The following is a 15444-nucleotide window of genomic DNA, read 5'->3' on the forward strand; positions in this document are numbered from 1 at the left end:
CACCGTTGCCCGGCTTCGGCCGGGTTTTAATGGGGATCTCATTAGTTACAACATACTATTTACTCTGTTTTTAAAAAACACCTCTGGCACCGTGCGGTTTAGGCTAGCCAGGTCAGAAAATTCAATGTTTTATTAACATGCTTGCAACCGTGAGGGGGATCACGTTTAATAGCCACGCTCTTTTTCTTTCCTGAAACTCACTATGATTGTTCGTCCTAAACAGCACTGGTTACAACTCATCTTTGTCTGGCATGGCTCGGTACTGCCAAAAATTTATACCCGCTTGCTACTCAACTTTTTGCTTTCTATCGCCGTGATCCTGATGCTGCCGTGGTACACGTCCCTTGGCATCAAATTTACCGTTGCGCCATTTAGCATTCTCGGTGTGGCGATCGCTATCTTTCTCGGTTTCCGAAACAACGCCTGCTATTCCCGCTACGTTGAGGCGCGCCAGCTTTGGGGGCAACTGATGATAGCGGCACGCTCTCTGTTTCGCGAGGTAAAAAACACCCTGCCGGACGATAAACATCTCGGCGAGTTTGTTCGACTGCAGATTGCCTTTGCCAACTGTTTGCGCATGACCCTGCGCCGGGAAACGAACGCCGAACAACTTTCCCGTTATCTTCCGGAAGATGATTTACGCAAGGTGATGAACGCCAACTCGCCGGCGAACCGTATTTTACTGATCATGGGGGAGTGGCTTGCCGTCAGGCGCCGCAATGGCGAGCTCTCAGATATCCTGTTCCACAGTCTCAACAACCGGCTGAACGACATGTCCATCGTCCTGTCGGGTTGCGAGCGTATTTTGACGACACCCGTACCGTTTGCTTACACGCTGATCCTTCATCGTACGGTGTATCTGTTCTGCATCATGCTGCCGTTCGCGCTGGTCGTCGATCTGCACTACATGACACCTTTTGTGTCGGCGCTGATTTCTTACACCTTTATCTCGCTGGATACGCTGGCGGAAGAGCTGGAAGACCCGTTTGGTACCGAAGATAACGACCTGCCGCTGGACGCCATCTGCAACATGATGGAACGTGACCTGTTGCAGATGAACGATGAAGAAGAGATCCCCGAAAGACTGTTACCGGATAAATATTATCAACTGACCTGACGGGCATTCCATTCGTCACGGGTGATTTCCCACAGTTCGGAGTCCAGTATGCCGCTGACGTACGCTTTCTTTTCTGTCCTGATAAGCCGCATGCCGCTACTGTCTGAAATACGACGGGAGCGGCTGTTAGCAGCCGCTTTTGGCGCACGCAACACCGGCTTGTTCAGGGTGTTAAACCAATAATCCGTCGCCGCAATACTGGCCTCACGCATGTATCCCTTACCCTGAAACTCCGGCGCCAGCCAGAACCCACGGTTATTATCTTCAACATCGTACAGGCAGATAATCCCCATCAGCTCATCCGGCGCCTCGCGACGTCGAATACTCCAGAACCAGGCAATGCCTTTTTCCATATCCGGCAGCGCAACGTTATTAACATAATACTCCGCGCCGTTATCCGGGTAGGGCCAGGGCACTGAGGAGACCATATAGCGAACGATTTCCCAGCGTGGATAAAGCCGCTGTATCTGGACGGCATCTTCCGCGACCAGGGGAATGAGTAACAGGCGGTCTGTCGTTAGCGTCGGTATTGTCATCCGTGGTTCTCCCTGTTTAAGCGTTATGTTTTTGTTCACCTTCTGGTATTTTCATCTCTATCACATTCTTTTTCGGTGTGCTGGACTTCTTTACTACCAATAACTGCTTTTAAAAGGCTTTCGATTTGTAATATGAGGAATATATGGCTGTTACGGTAAGAGCTTTACGCGCAGAAGATTATTCCCAGTGGCGTCCGCTGTGGGACGGCTACACTCATTTTTATGACTGTGTCCTCGATGAGTCCGTGACAGCCGCGACATGGCAAAGGGCGCTCGACGAGCGATCATCGATGTTTTGCCGGGTTGCGGAAAGCGACGGCAACGTCATCGGCTTCGCCATGTGTATTTTGCACGAAGGAACCTGGTCGACAGCGCCCGTTTGTTATCTGGAAGACCTGTTTGTTGCTGCCAGCCAACGGGGAGCAGGGACCGGAAAAGCGCTCATTGACGCCCTGATGGACGAAGGCAAGCGCGAAGGGTGGTCGAAACTTTACTGGGTCACGCGGCAGAACAACCCGGCACGTAAACTCTACGACCAATATGGCGAAGCCGACGATTACGTTCGTTATCGCGTCTCGCTTTAAGACGCAATGACCTGTGTTTGTATCACATTGTATCAACGCCTCTGATACATACACAGGCTTGCAATAAAGGCCCATTCGCACATATCCGCTATACAAACCGATGTTGTTATATCCCCGTGAATCGTACTCAATCGGAGATAACAACATGTTCAGCAAACTCGCATACTCAACTCTGGCGTTAACCGTTTCTCTTGGTACCGTCATGTCCTGTCAGGCCGAAGCAACCGGTACTGATTTCGCGACGGCGTTTGATCATCCTCAGCAGATTAACGCCGGCGACCTTAACGTCGGTTATGTCGACATCGGCCCGAAAAATGGTCAACCGATCATTTTATTACACGGCTGGCCCTACGATATTCATAGTTATGCGCAAGTCGCTCCCGCGCTGGCTGCCAAAGGATATCGGGTGATTGTGCCTTCTCTGCGTGGCTACGGAACTACCCGTTTCCTCTCAGACAAAACGCCGCGTAACGGCCAGCCTTCGGCTATGGCGAAAGACGTTGTGAACCTGATGGATGCCCTGAACATCAAGCAGGCCGTTTTTGCAGGATACGACTGGGGTGCCCGTACGGCGGACATCGTCGCGGCGCTGTGGCCAGAACGCGTTAAATCGCTGGTCTCCGTCAGTGGATACCTGATCAGCAGCCAGCAGATTGGCAAACAACCCTTACCGCCGAAAGCAGAAGTTCAGTGGTGGTATCAGTTCTATTTCGCCACCGAACGTGGCGCTGAAGGCTACGCCAAAAACACCCATGACTTCGCCCGTTTGATCTGGTCACAGGCATCACCTGACTGGAAATTTAGCGATGCAACGTTTAACGCCAGTGCCAAATCCCTTGATAACCCGGACCATGTCGCGGTGACGCTCAGTAACTATCGCTGGCGTTTAGGGCTGGAAAAAGGGGAGCGCAAATACGACAGTTATGAGCAAAAACTGGCAACGCTTCCGAATATTACTGTCCCGACGATCACCATTGAAGGCGGAAACAACGGGGCGCCACATCCTGCTCCACAGGCCTACGCCGGGAAATTCACCGGTAAGTATGAACACCGTACCTTTGGCAAAACCGTAGGTCACAATCCTCCGCAGGAAGATCCGCAGGATTTCGTCAACGCAGTTGTGGACGCAGATAAACTCTGAAATGTGCTATTTTCAATACGTTACCCTTCAGTCTGGAGATTTCTGTGGAGCATATTGATCATATCCTTGTCGTCGATGACGACAGGGATATTCGTGAGCTGATTGTCGATTACCTCGTTAAGTCCGGATATCGCGCCTCTGGCGCGGCAAATGGCAAAGAGATGCGAGTTGTGCTTGATAAACAGCATATCGATCTTGTGGTGCTGGATGTCATGATGCCCGGCGATGACGGATTAACGCTGTGTCGTCAGCTCCGAAGCGGTAAACATAAAGACTTGCCCATTCTGATGCTCACGGCGCGTAACGAGGAAACAGACCGGATCCTGGGGCTGGAGATGGGGGCAGACGATTATGTCGTGAAGCCTTTTGTTGCACGCGAGTTACTCGCGCGGATCAAAGCCATTTTACGTCGTTTCCGCACAATGCCCCCCAATTTACAGGTGACGGAAGCCGGGCGACTGGTCACGTTCGGAGAATGGCAACTGGACACCGTGGCCCGTCATTTAATCGACAGTGAAGGGATGGTAGTGGCGCTCAGCGGAGCGGAATATCGTCTGCTGCGCGTGTTCCTCGATCACCCTCAGCGTGTCCTGACCCGGGATCAACTGCTAAATCTGACCCAGGGGCGCGATGCCGAGCTTTTTGAACGATCGATTGATCTGCTGGTGAGCCGGGTGCGTCAGCGTCTGAATGAAGACGCCCGCACGCCGGCCTATATCAAGACCGTGCGCAGTGAAGGTTATGTCTTTACAATGCCGGTGACCATAAAAGAGGCCAATGAATGACGCTTTGGCCACGCTCGTTGCTGTCCCGGCTGTTGGTCATCGTGCTGGCTGGACTCTTACTGGCCAATACCCTCAGCCTGACGCTGGTGATGGTTGAACGTATGCACAGCGCCCGCACCGTAATGCTGGGTAATCTGGAAAACGATGTAGCCACTAGCGTGGCCATTCTTGACCGGCTTCCCGCCCAGGAGCGGGCGGCCTGGCTGCCGCGGCTGGAGCGCGGTAACTATCGCTATATTCTTGGGCCTGGAGAACCGGGCGCACCGCCTGAGGATAAGCGTTCACGCGATGCCATTCGAACGCTAAAAGAGACCCTTACGGCTGACTACCCGCTCACGTTTACCGCCGTTCCCGGTCCCATTTCCCATATTCAGGCGCATCTCACCTTACGTGATGGGGCACCGTTGACCATCGATCTGACGCCACGCATGCCACCGGTCGCCAGCTGGTTACCTGTCGTGCTGGTATTGCAGCTGCTGCTGCTTGCGGCCTGTGCCTGGATCGCCGTGCGTCAGGTGATTCGGCCTTTTTCTCAGTTTACCCGTGCAGTTGACGCGCTGGACCCGGCGGCAAACACACCAATGACGGAGAAGGGGCCGGTAGAAGTGCAAAGAGCCGCGCATGCCTTTAACGCGATGCAGGCGCGCATTCAGTCCTATCTTCGCGAACGCGCGCAGATCCTGGCATCCATTTCTCACGACCTGCAGACGCCCATCACGCGCATGAAATTGCGCGTCGAGATGGCCGATCAACCCGAGTTACGCGACAAGTTATTGAACGACCTCGATAACATGACCCGTCTGGTGCGGGAGGGGATTGCCTATGCCCGGTCATCAGAATCTCTGGAAGAGACCTCGGTAAAGCTGGAGCTCAATGCCTGGGTAAACAGCATTGCCTGTGATTATCAGGACATTGGTAAAAACGTGCAGTTTCAGGCAAACGACGCCCGCCTGCCGATAGTGACTCGGCCGCAGGCGCTTCGCCGGGTGATGACCAACCTCCTGGATAACGCGCTTAAGTTTGGTGGCTATGCCGTTATTGAGATTGATGGTTCTTTTGCCGGACACATTGCTATCCATATTCTGGACGGCGGGCCGGGGATACCCGAGGCTGAACTCGACGCGGTATTACAGCCTTTTTATCGGGTAGAAACATCGCGTAACCGTGATACCGGCGGAACCGGCCTGGGGCTGGCGATTGCCGCGCAACTGACCGCGCAGCTTGACGGGAAACTGCGGCTGGCAAACCTTCCTGAAGGCGGGCTGAAGGTCACGGTAACGCTGCCGCGTCGCTGATTGTACGGTTTTGTATCCGGTTGCGTGACCGATACGAGAGCAGACAAATCGTCCCTTTTTGCACACATCCCAAACACATCCGTACGATGAAATACCCTCACTGCAGCGTCGCAGGCCATCTGTAATGTGAGGTTTTTATGTTTTTGATAATCGCGTTTCTGGGCGGGATGATAAGCCTGCTCAGTCCATGTACGCTCCCGGTGATACCTCTTCTGTTTGCCGGTTTTCAGGGGCAGCGAAGACATATCCTGGCTCTGCTGGCAGGGATGATCGTGATGTTTACCGTGGTGGCGATGGTTGTCACGGTTGCCATCGAATGGATCACGGATGCCACGATAATAGGGCGCTGGCTGGCACTCATTATTCTGGCTACAGCCGCGCTGGCCTTGATTTTCCCATCCTTCGCCCAGCGTATAGCCGGGCCTGCGGTCAGCGCGGGCAATATCCTCAATACCCGCAGCGGACAAACGCGCGGAATGTTTTCCGCTTTCCTGGCCGGATTTGCCGTCGGTCTGCTCTGGTCTCCCTGTGCCGGACCGATCCTTGGGGCTATTTTCAGTATCAATATTGCGGGTCATTCGGCCATCACCACCGGCGCGCTGCTGGCGGCGTATGGCAGCGGATGTGCGCTTATGCTGGGCCTGCTTATGGCCGGCGGTCGGAAACTGATGGCACCGCTGCGGGCCAAATCAGCGCTGATGGAAAGGTTGCGCAAGGGGGCGGGCGTGGTGATGTTAGCGGCTGTGGCGTTCAACGCCACGGGGATGAGCTCGGTGCTGAAAGGTGCAAATGGGGTGGCTGACCGTCTTGAAACGACGCTGTTGACCCTGGCGAAGCCCGCCACTGCGCCGGTAAAACTGCAGCCGGTCGTCATGACCGAACCCAGCAGTCAGTTGCCTTCGTTAAGTGGCGGAACCGGGTGGATTAATGGTGACCCTGTCACGTCTGAATCCTTACGGGGTAAAGTCGTCCTGATTGATTTCTGGACCTGGGACTGCATCAACTGCCAGCATACGCTCCCGCATGTCCGCGACTGGGCCACACGATATCAGTCCCAGGGTCTGGTGGTCATCGGCGTGCATACGCCTGAATATCCGTGGGAAAAACCGCTCTCGTCGGTGAAAAACGCGGTAAACAAATGGCAACTGCCGTATCGGGTCGTGACGGATAATAACTACCAGATCTGGAACGCCTTCGGTAACCAGTACTGGCCGGCACATTATTATTTCGATGCCAAAGGGCAGTTACGTTATACCTCTTTTGGTGAAGGTAACTATGAAGAACAGGAAAAAGTTATCCAGCAGCTGCTTAAAGAGGCCCGCTCATAACGTTGCTCAGGGCTGACGTTGAGCAATGATAAACAACCGTGGAAAAGCCAGCAGTATCTGCCCGTTTTCCTGGAGCGGATACTGCTCTTCCAGCATTTCATGGTAGCGCTTGAGAAAACGTTTCTGCTCGCTCTCATTAAGCTCCTGCAGCCACGGACGTAAACCGGTCGCGCTTACCCAGTCAATGATGGCCTGGTGAGAGCTCATTTTATGGAAATAGGTTGTCCGCCAGATATCCACATCACAACCGGCGTCTGTCAGAATGTCGTAATAGGCATGCACGCCGGGCAAGGCTTCACGACCCCGATCGGGATAGCCTTGTTCCCAGGCAACTTCACGCATCGCCACATGAGTGGACTCAAGCCAGTTGTCAGGCATCTGAATGGCCAGTACGCCATTTAACGTGAGCAGAGAGACCAGGTGCGGCAGGAGATCGTAGTGGTCGGGCACCCACTGCAACGAGGCATTGGCGTAAATCAGGCTCAGCGGCTGGCCGGGCTTAAACTGGCGGATATCGGCCTCAACAAAGTGGCAATCCGGTAAGGCGTTGCGGGCTTCGTCCAGCATCGCAGGTGAGTTATCGACCCCTGTGACGTGCGCTGAAGGCCAGCGATGTTTTAACAGCGCCGTACTGTTTCCAGGCCCGCAGCCCAGATCGACGATGGATGACACGTCATCCAGGGGAATTCTGGCGAGTAATTCAGCGGCGGGGCGCGTACGTTCGGCTCCGTATCGCAGGTACAGGGAAGGGTTCCAGTCGGCCATCTTTGCATCTCCGTTGTGCATGCTTCAGCAAGAATAGCACACGCAGACACCTGCACTGCGGCAGGTGTCTGTCCTGCGGCAATTACAGAATGCCTTTCAGGGCAACATGATAAAGCAGCATGATGGTTTTCCCGTCGACAATCCTGCCCGTTTCAATGCCGCGCAGTGCCTCTTCCAGCGTCATTTCCAGTACGTCAATATCCTCACCCTCCGCTTTGAGTCCACCGCCTTCACTGGTTCTGTCTTTCGGCTGGTATTCGGCGAGATAAAAATAGAGTTTTTCAGTGACGGAGCCCGGGCTCATGTAAGCTTCAAAAATTTTCTCAACGCGGGAAACGCTATAGCCGGTCTCTTCTTCCGCTTCTGCTTTAATCCGGCTTTCCGGATCCATGTTATCGAGCAAGCCCGCAGCAGCTTCAATAAGGTCATCTTCGTACCCGTTAATAAAGACAGGGAAACGGAACTGGCGGGTCAGGATCACCGTCTTTTTATCCCGGTTATAAAGCAGGATGGTGGCTCCGTTTCCCCGGTCGTAAACTTCGCGATTTTGCCGCTGCCATTCGCCATCGCGTCGCTGAAGATCAAAGGTATATTTTTTCAGAATGTACCAGTTATCAGACAGTGTTTCACTTTCTATGATGCGTACATCTGCACGTTTTGATTGCACGTTTGTTCCTCCTTACGTAGAGTAATTATCATAAACAGCATTGTCGTGCAGTTTCAAGATTAAACGTGCAATATCAGGAATTCCTTATGCTCACAACGCAGCGAAAACAATTGATCCTTGAAAAGCTCGAGGCTGAAGGTCAGGTCCAGTCGAAAGCGCTCAGCACGCTCTTCGCGGTGTCTGAAGACACCATTCGGCGCGATTTACGCGAGCTGGCGGCAGAAGGGCGTTTACAGCGTGTTCACGGCGGGGCGCTGCCGTCATCCTCGGCCATTGCCCCGTTTGCTGAGCGTAAATCGGTAAAGATGGATGCCAAGAAAAATGTCGCCCGTAAAGGTGCGCAGCTGATTTCTGACGGCCAGGTGGTGATCATTGACGGCGGCACGACCACGTCAGAGCTGATTACGTTTCTGCCTCCTGATTTGAAGATAACCGTGGTCACGCACAGCCCTGGCATTGCGCTGGGACTTGTCGAACATCCCTCCATTGAGGTTATCCTGATCGGTGGCCGTCTGTATAAACACTCTATTGTTGCGGTCGGCGCGGCTGCTATCGAAGGCATCGAAAAAATCCATGCGGACCTGTTCTTTATGGGAGTGACCGGCATCCATCCTGATGCGGGCCTGACGACCGGTGATTTTGAAGAGGCGAGTATCAAACGTGCATTTTCCGGCAGAGCCGCCGAAACGGTTGTGCTGGCTTCCCCCGAAAAAATCAATACCGCGTCATCTTTTGTGATTGGCGATCTGTCGCTGGTGAACACGATTGTCGTTGAAGACGATACCGATAGCGCCTGGATTAACGCGGTAAAAGAAAAGGGGGTTTCCGTGGTGATGACCTCTGAACCGGAAAAGGCATAACCCACGCGAAAAGCCTTTATGATCCGGCCTGTCGGTAAGCCGACAGGCTGGCAGGCAACATCAAACCTGAGGGATATCCTCAAGCGCAGTGTAAATCTTAAGCCCCAGCGTTTGCGCCACCTCAATGTCCATATCGGCCCCGTTGGACGCGCCGGCAATCCGGTAGATAGCATCACATTTCGCAATGAGTCGGTGCGCGACGGGATACAGCATTGCTTCACTGATTTCATCACCCATCGATTTCGAGCCAGCCGCTTTTGCCAACGGTAAGGCCAGCCATTCGCCAATAACCGGAACGTGGCCACGTTGATAGACGGCTAACGCCGCATTTTCAAGACGAGCAAGGTTTTCATCAATGCGCGCCTGCACGCCATCGGTGCCGCTACGATAGGGGCCGGCGATTAAAATCAACTGTTGTGTCATATCAACCTCAGTAAGTAAAAATGCATGAGTTTGCACGTTTGTGCGTCTTTTGTTTCTGGCTTCATATTAGTCGCCAATTTCGTGCAATTTCAAGCAATATTGTGCATTATGGTTTTTTTAAGACAGTTGCAGAAGAGTCGAGCTGGTCTATGCTCAAAAAGCAGAGATCAGCCATTCTCTGGGCGTATTGAAAAATAACAATAATCTTGCGTTTCAGGGGGTGGAAATGAAGAGGATCCTGCTCGTTACATTGTCATGCTTGCTCTCGGTAATCTCCTTTCTCAGCGTAGCCGCAGAGCCGCGCCAGGAGCCGACAGATCGGGAGCGCGCCAGAACGGTTTATATTTTCCATCAGCCGATAGTTATGCTGCAGGCAAAATTCGGTCTGACCACGCCTGAAGAGCGAGTTTTGCGCATTCGTAATACGCTGCGCAATTTCTCTCAACAGGATGTTCGGGAGCCCCTGAAAATTATTCCGGTTACCCGTTACAACCAACCGGGAAGACTGATTGTGATGAACGGCAAGCCGGTGATGTTACTGGCACAAGCCGATCTCGATGAGGGTGACGACCTGACGCTTGATGAAGCTGCTCAACGTGTGCTGACCCGAATGGAGGCACAACGTACGGCGCTTCGCGATCAATATGACGCCGGGTGGTTGGCATTATCGGCAGGCAAAACGGCCGCAGGGCTGCTGGCACTGTTTGTTTTCTGGTACGGTGCCTGGCGGTCATGGCGTGGAGTAAGGCGTTTTTATCGAGGCCGCATTCTTGAGAACCGCAGTATCATTCCACAACGCTGGCGCAGGTTTGTCGGCGCGATTGAGACTCGTTTGTATGCTTTGCTGATGATTATTCTGGGTATTCTCGGGCTTTATATCTGGCTAAGTTGGTCATTCAGTCTGTTTCCCTGGACGCGCGTTTGGGGGGCATCGCTGGGTGACTGGACCATGCGTGTTCTGCGGGATATCGCACTGTCCATTGTCTCGGCTATGCCGGGCATTTTGATCGTCCTGATTATTTTTCTTATCACAGCCTTCATTCTAAAACTCCTTAAAGTCTTGTTAAATCAGGTAGAAGCAGGGCGTTTACACCTTCCCGGGATCCATCCTGAAACCGTCGGCGCGACGCGGAAGTTAATTTCTGTAGTGGTGTGGTTATTTGCTCTGTCCGCGGCATACCCGTTTTTACCCGGGGCCAATTCACTGGCCTTTAAAGGTATCAGTGTATTCTTTGGGCTAATGTTGACCCTGGGATCTGCCGGGGTGATGAACCATGCCATGAGTGGCCTGGTACTGATTTACTCGCGAGCCTTGAGAAAAGGCGACATCATTCGGGTCGCGGATAACGAAGGGTTGGTCACAGAGATAGGTATGCTCGCGACGAAAATCATTACGCGGGAGAATTATGTTGTAACCGTACCGAATGCTGTCGTAGTTAGCGGCAAAATCACTAATCTCAGCGCGCAAAATCCAGATGGTGGCGCGAACCTGACGACAGGTGTCACTATCGGATACGACACGCCATGGCGGCAAGTTCATGCCATGCTGGAGATTGCTGCCAGACGGGCGAAATGTATCGATCAGTCACAACAGCCGCTGGTAAGACAATTGAGTTTGATGGACTGGTATATTGCTTATGAACTTCAGGTGAAGCTGCGTGCCGGGCAATCACTGGCGGAGGCCCGCAATGAACTGCACAGCAATATTCAGGATGTCTTTAACGAGTTTAATGTACAAATCATGTCGCCAAACTTTGTGATGCAACCAGAAGGCGCGGTCGTCGTGACGGAAGGTAACTGGTATGCAGCGCCGGCAGAGAAGCCAGAGAATAAACAGCGTGAGTGAAGATGGCTATGCAGGTTTGGAGGATTCGGAGCAGATAAGGTGCATTAGAGGCTATCAAACACCAGAACAAGGATGACCATAAAAAGCCAGATTCTGCCTTAATCTATGTTGGTGCGCATAATGTATATTATGTTAAATAGCCTGCGGTGATAAATAACTTCATATCTCTCCTGCGCTTTTGTCGTGACAGTTATCGAGCGTTAACACCGGGAAAGCATTCTAACCATCGTCATATCCATCAGGGGTTACAAAAATCCGGAGAAACTTCAATAGAACAATCAGATAAATACCTGACTTCAGCCTGTGTAGTTAGAAAAATGTCGTAGTGAGCACAGACGAAAGGTACTCAAAGTCGACAAAATGGGATTAGTTCATGAAGTAAGTTGGTTCATAAGGAAATCTATTCCTTAAAATTAATAATAAAAACAATATGTTAACCATTAATCCATCAATGAAGCCCCCATGTGCTCAACATAAGTTAAATTGATTATTATGATCCATTCCTGAGCAATGCTAATTACGCAATCCTACCCTTTTTTAATTCCAGGCCATTCTGGCTGACCACAGGATATTGGCTCAACGTTTTAACACTGCTATCATCGAAATCATAAATTAAGCGTTAAGCCTAGAGTATTCAAATGCTTAAAGAGCTATCCCGGCGTCTACAACACTGTAACGACATAGCGGTACGTATAAACAATGCCAACGATTCGCAACTGCAAGAACTGAAAACGCAGTTGGCCCAGCAGATGAGTAAGCCCGTGGGACTACATACTATGGGCATCCCTGCGGTAATCAGCACCCTCGGGGTGATTGTCAGTTTTGCTATTCCGCAGCTATGGTTGGGCTACGGCGTATTCGCCGCACTCAATCAGCCGGCAGAAAAGGTATTTGTGTGGGTAGTGTTGATTGCCCTTCTGTTCGCCGGCATCAACGGTTTGACGATGTTTATGATGGGTAAAGGCAGCATTCGCGCCGTGCGGGTACATCTTTCTCTGGCATTCATAAGCCTTCTGCTGACGGTCGTTTATCTGATTGCGGCGCTGAGCGGCACCATCTGGCCAGGCGTCAATTTAACAGCCGCACTGGTGAGTGTTGTCATGTTGCTGCTCAGCGGTTTCTGTATACGATCTCCTTCCTTCTATAAGATGCTGCTATTTACCCTTCATAACCGCGCCTGGCGCCAGCAAATCCGCCAGACACGCAATAACATGCAGCGTTAAACACATTCCCGCCACTACTGGCGGGACTTCGCCCTGTGCCTGCGCAACCTTATCGCTCGGTCGCGGAGATCAGAAAATCAATCAGGGTTTTCACCCTTTTCGTTTTCCCCGCGTTTTTCGGGTAATAGAGATACACTGGCGGATAGGTTTTCCAGAATCTCTCCATCACAGGTACAAATTGTTCCCGATCTGGCTGTAACCGCCAGATGGGTTCGAACAAGCGCCCAATTCCCAGTCCGTTACGAATTCCGTCTGCCATAACATCAATATCGTTGCTGATTAACTGTCCGGGCATCTCAACGGTTTGCTGTTCTCCGCGATCGTTCAGGATCAACGGAAGGATGCGGTTGTTAGTGATAAAACGGTAACCAATCAATCGGTGATGACTGAGATCTGCCGGCACCTCAGGCATACCCTGTTCAGCGAGATAGGCAGAGGATGCGTATAACCCTTCACGAAACGGTTTCATTAACGGCCGTGCTACCACCCCACCCTCCAGAATATCGCCAAAACGAATCCCCAGGTCAAAACGCTCCTCAATAATATTCACATTACAACACGCCCGTCCTCGAGGTGCTTGAAACGCTGCATGCCGCTGTTACTGCCGGCAAGGTGCGCGCTATAGGGATCTCAAACTGCTACGCCTGGCAGTTGGCTAAGGCGAACGCGCTTGCAGAACGCGAAGGACTGACGCCCTTTGTTTCCATGCAGAGTCACTACAACCTGATTATGCGTGAAGATGAACGTGAGCTCTTCGGTTTATGCGCTGAGGATGGGATTGCGTTGACGCCCTATAGCGCGCTGGCAAGCGGCCGCCTCTCCCGTAAAGAAGGCCACACGCGGCGAGCCGTCGAGGATGACTACGCCCGCGGGAAGTATGACCGTACGGCAGAACAAGATCGGATCATTATCGAACGCGTTGCCGAGCTTGCCGAACAGTATCAGGTATCCATGACGGAAATATCTCTCGCCTGGCTACTGACCAGGGTCACCTCACCTATTGTCGGTGCCACGCAAAAACGTCATGTCGAAGGTGCAGTAAACGCCGTGAGCCTACAGCTGAGTCCGGAGGCGATCCGCTATCTGGAAGAATGCTATCAGCCCCACTTTCTGACGGGGGTTATGGCGCAAAATACGCCGCATACCAAAGACGTTAAGCAGGTCTGGACGCGGTAGCCTGTCTCTGGTTTAGAAAAAGGATCATCATGAAAAAGAGTCTCATGTTTTTAACTTACCTGCTAATAAGCAGCCCTGCCTTTGCAGAAAGTCAGGGCACACAGGATACGCCCGTGATGAATATCGTTGAGATAAGCATCACGCCCGATCGGGGCAGGCATTTTGATGAGGTTGCCAGGCAAACAATCACCGCTTCGGTTGAACATGAGGCGGGCACGCTGGCGATGTACGCGCTGAAACGCAGTGACAAGGCGCGTCAGGCATATATGGTTGAGCTTTATGCAAGCGAGTTGGCCTACCGCAAACATCTGGATGCCGCTCCATACAAAGCGTTTGATGCTCAAGCTCCTGATATGATTGATCGGAAGCTGAAAATCACACTGGTGCCGCAATTTACAGGGGACAAACACATCATACCCGATGAGCGGACCATCAATAATCTGGTGGTAGTCGAGGTGAAGCCTGACTATCAGACCGAATTCAAAAACATTGTCCTTCCTGAAATGGCTCAGTCGCTCAACATAGAAAAAGGCGTGCTTGCCATGTATGCCGCGACAGACGTAGATGATCCCCACCGCTGGTATTTTTATGAGATTTACGCCAGTGAGGAAGATTATCAACTCCACAGACAGACGCCGCACTTTAGGGATTATCTAAAGCAAACGGCGCACATGAGTACCCGTAAAACGTCTATTCCTGTCAAACCACTATTTCTGCGTAATAAAGGCGGGATAACCGCAGAAATCGCCCCTGGCGGCTAAAGCGTAGAAAAATGGCGTTTACGCAGGCCAGGTGTGATACATTCCGGGCGCTCTAATGACCACCACACATGACAGGTATGCAGAACATAACTCAACAATTTCGCTGGCTTCTGCTTGTTATCCCGTCACTGAGCGGTTGTGGCACGCTCTCGCAAATGTCCTCCCCGGCAGGAACACAGGAACTCCTAACCCATAAATCGCTGGACGGCGACGTTGATAGCGTGGTGCGTCACTATATGGCGCAAAAATCCGTACCCGGGATGACGGTTGCGGTGATCCATAATTACGGTTCTCCGCAGTTTTACAGTTGGGGCGTAACCGATGCGGCCAATCGCTACCCGATCGGGTCCAATACCTTGTTTGCCCTCGGTTCGCTCAGCAAAGGGATTACGGCGGAAGTGGTGGCTTGTCTGGTGAACGAAGGAAGGCTGAGTTGGAACGATAACCTGGCGACATTGCTGCCACCGGGTACGCCCTTAAGCGCAGATGCACAAAAAATACGGCGATGTTTCTCTGCCTGTTGCTGGTGAATAACAGAAGACTGCCCATTGTTCACCGTTTCATGCACAACGGCGGCCTTCTCATGCTCATTCATCGCAGAGAAAGACTTTGCCGATTCGGGAGTATTACAGGGGCCAGCTTTGAGCATTTTCTTGTGCATCTCAGCCATGGTTTGATGCGCAGTTGCCTGAGCGTTATTAACCTGGTCGTGCATGTTGATCGTTTCTGCTGCCCAGCCAGATGAGGTGACAGCCATAATGGTGACAATGGATAACAGGATCTTTTTCATGGTCGAATCTCCTAAGTTTACATGCTCTGCAATATCGCTGAATGAAAAGTCAGAGATAAATGCATCGGCGTCTGAATTATCATTGATTATAAAAACCGACCTCTGTTTATCCCGTGACGGGCTGATGACATTTCTGTCACTGGGCCA

15 protein-coding genes and 3 pseudogenes are annotated in these 15444 nt (G+C 52.1%); 12 read left to right on the plus strand and 6 right to left on the minus strand.

From position 1 onward, the window contains the following. Positions 1–202: 202 nt before the first annotated feature. Complete coding sequence (locus QMG44_RS07150; RefSeq protein WP_014170060.1) at positions 203–1117, plus strand: bestrophin family protein; 915 nt, start codon at positions 203–205, stop codon at positions 1115–1117. On the opposite strand, the gene QMG44_RS07155 is transcribed toward QMG44_RS07150, so the two are convergent. Then, a complete protein-coding gene (locus QMG44_RS07155; RefSeq protein ID WP_086463420.1) occupies positions 1105–1653 on the minus strand; it encodes a GNAT family N-acetyltransferase in 549 nt (182 codons plus the stop codon). The two genes, QMG44_RS07150 and QMG44_RS07155, sit on opposite strands and share 13 nt — an antisense overlap. Positions 1654–1796: 143 nt before the next feature. On the opposite strand from QMG44_RS07155, the gene QMG44_RS07160 reads away from it, so the two are divergent. From QMG44_RS07160 to QMG44_RS07180, 5 genes are all read left to right on the plus strand, one after another. Continuing rightward, entirely contained in the window at positions 1797–2237 is a 441-nt protein-coding gene (locus QMG44_RS07160) for a GNAT family N-acetyltransferase (protein WP_014170062.1), read from the plus strand. A 145-nt stretch (positions 2238–2382) separates the two neighbouring features. Further along, complete coding sequence (locus QMG44_RS07165; protein WP_032678150.1) at positions 2383–3378, plus strand: alpha/beta fold hydrolase; 996 nt, start codon at positions 2383–2385, stop codon at positions 3376–3378. Between the two features lie 44 nt (positions 3379–3422). After that, a complete protein-coding gene (locus QMG44_RS07170; protein WP_025204193.1) occupies positions 3423–4163 on the plus strand; it encodes a response regulator in 741 nt (246 codons plus the stop codon). Next, positions 4160–5458, plus strand: a complete 1299-nt coding sequence (locus QMG44_RS07175; protein ID WP_086532518.1) for an ATP-binding protein — start codon at positions 4160–4162, stop codon at positions 5456–5458. Before QMG44_RS07170 ends, QMG44_RS07175 begins: the two co-directional genes overlap by 4 nt. Positions 5459–5595: 137 nt before the next feature. Next, on the plus strand, positions 5596–6786 hold the full coding sequence (locus tag QMG44_RS07180; protein WP_086532517.1) for a cytochrome c biogenesis protein/redoxin: 1191 nt from the start codon (positions 5596–5598) through the stop codon (positions 6784–6786). A gap of 6 nt (positions 6787–6792) precedes the next feature. Here QMG44_RS07180 and tam read toward each other — a convergent pair whose 3' ends face one another. Next, a complete protein-coding gene (gene tam, locus QMG44_RS07185) occupies positions 6793–7551 on the minus strand; it encodes a trans-aconitate 2-methyltransferase (RefSeq protein WP_086532516.1) in 759 nt (252 codons plus the stop codon). Between the two features lie 82 nt (positions 7552–7633). Continuing rightward, on the minus strand, positions 7634–8218 hold the full coding sequence (locus tag QMG44_RS07190; protein ID WP_086532515.1) for an NUDIX domain-containing protein: 585 nt from the start codon (positions 8216–8218) through the stop codon (positions 7634–7636). Between the two features lie 86 nt (positions 8219–8304). On the opposite strand from QMG44_RS07190, the gene QMG44_RS07195 reads away from it, so the two are divergent. Next, entirely contained in the window at positions 8305–9078 is a 774-nt protein-coding gene (locus QMG44_RS07195) for a DeoR/GlpR family DNA-binding transcription regulator (protein WP_020884137.1), read from the plus strand. A gap of 60 nt (positions 9079–9138) precedes the next feature. Here the strand turns inward: QMG44_RS07195 and QMG44_RS07200 are convergent, their stop codons facing one another. Continuing rightward, entirely contained in the window at positions 9139–9501 is a 363-nt protein-coding gene (locus tag QMG44_RS07200; RefSeq protein ID WP_086532514.1) for a DUF4406 domain-containing protein, read from the minus strand. Positions 9502–9727: 226 nt separating this feature from the next. Here QMG44_RS07200 and QMG44_RS07205 point away from each other — a divergent pair, with 226 nt between their 5' ends. Together QMG44_RS07205 and QMG44_RS07210 are read left to right on the plus strand one after the other, a co-directional pair. Then, complete coding sequence (locus QMG44_RS07205; protein WP_086532513.1) at positions 9728–11347, plus strand: mechanosensitive ion channel family protein; 1620 nt, start codon at positions 9728–9730, stop codon at positions 11345–11347. A gap of 761 nt (positions 11348–12108) precedes the next feature. Next, entirely contained in the window at positions 12109–12570 is a 462-nt protein-coding gene (locus QMG44_RS07210) for a hypothetical protein (RefSeq protein WP_242669339.1), read from the plus strand. A gap of 49 nt (positions 12571–12619) precedes the next feature. Here the strand turns inward: QMG44_RS07210 and QMG44_RS07215 are convergent. Further along, positions 12620–13120, minus strand: a pseudogene (locus QMG44_RS07215) (substrate binding domain-containing protein); the annotation flags it as partial. Between the two features lie 2 nt (positions 13121–13122). Here QMG44_RS07215 and QMG44_RS07220 point away from each other — a divergent pair. The 3 genes and pseudogenes from QMG44_RS07220 to QMG44_RS07230 all read left to right on the plus strand — a co-directional run. After that, positions 13123–13746, plus strand: a pseudogene (locus QMG44_RS07220) (aldo/keto reductase); the annotation flags it as partial. A gap of 29 nt (positions 13747–13775) precedes the next feature. Then, positions 13776–14507: a putative quinol monooxygenase gene (locus QMG44_RS07225; protein ID WP_086532511.1), complete on the plus strand. Its 732-nt coding sequence runs from the start codon at positions 13776–13778 to the stop codon at positions 14505–14507. Positions 14508–14662: 155 nt separating this feature from the next. Then, a complete protein-coding gene (locus QMG44_RS07230) occupies positions 14663–15037 on the plus strand; it encodes a serine hydrolase (protein WP_269835915.1) in 375 nt (124 codons plus the stop codon). Here the strand turns inward: QMG44_RS07230 and QMG44_RS07235 are convergent. Beyond that, a pseudogene (locus tag QMG44_RS07235) lies at positions 15010–15297 on the minus strand (Silver-binding protein); the annotation flags it as partial. The gene QMG44_RS07230 and the pseudogene QMG44_RS07235 sit on opposite strands and share 28 nt — an antisense overlap. Between the last annotated feature and the right edge of the window lie 147 nt (positions 15298–15444).

This window comes from Enterobacter sp. 200527-13 (genome assembly GCF_027924865.1).
In the GTDB taxonomy this organism is placed as follows: domain Bacteria; phylum Pseudomonadota; class Gammaproteobacteria; order Enterobacterales; family Enterobacteriaceae; genus Enterobacter; species Enterobacter ludwigii.

Excerpts from the sequence above, each read along its gene's own strand:
- QMG44_RS07155 (WP_086463420.1), bottom strand. The coding sequence starts at position 1,653 with ATGACAATACCGACGCTAACGACAGACCGCCTGTTACTCATTCCCCTG.
- QMG44_RS07180 (WP_086532517.1), top strand. The coding sequence starts at position 5,596 with ATGTTTTTGATAATCGCGTTTCTGGGCGGGATGATAAGCCTGCTCAGT.
- QMG44_RS07200 (WP_086532514.1), bottom strand. The coding sequence starts at position 9,501 with ATGACACAACAGTTGATTTTAATCGCCGGCCCCTATCGTAGCGGCACC.
- QMG44_RS07150 (WP_014170060.1), top strand. The coding sequence starts at position 203 with ATGATTGTTCGTCCTAAACAGCACTGGTTACAACTCATCTTTGTCTGG.
- QMG44_RS07165 (WP_032678150.1), top strand. The coding sequence starts at position 2,383 with ATGTTCAGCAAACTCGCATACTCAACTCTGGCGTTAACCGTTTCTCTT.
- QMG44_RS07195 (WP_020884137.1), top strand. The coding sequence starts at position 8,305 with ATGCTCACAACGCAGCGAAAACAATTGATCCTTGAAAAGCTCGAGGCT.
- QMG44_RS07225 (WP_086532511.1), top strand. The coding sequence starts at position 13,776 with ATGAAAAAGAGTCTCATGTTTTTAACTTACCTGCTAATAAGCAGCCCT.
- QMG44_RS07205 (WP_086532513.1), top strand. The coding sequence starts at position 9,728 with ATGAAGAGGATCCTGCTCGTTACATTGTCATGCTTGCTCTCGGTAATC.
- QMG44_RS07160 (WP_014170062.1), top strand. The coding sequence starts at position 1,797 with ATGGCTGTTACGGTAAGAGCTTTACGCGCAGAAGATTATTCCCAGTGG.
- QMG44_RS07230 (WP_269835915.1), top strand. The coding sequence starts at position 14,663 with ATGTCCTCCCCGGCAGGAACACAGGAACTCCTAACCCATAAATCGCTG.
- tam (WP_086532516.1), bottom strand. The coding sequence starts at position 7,551 with ATGGCCGACTGGAACCCTTCCCTGTACCTGCGATACGGAGCCGAACGT.
- QMG44_RS07175 (WP_086532518.1), top strand. The coding sequence starts at position 4,160 with ATGACGCTTTGGCCACGCTCGTTGCTGTCCCGGCTGTTGGTCATCGTG.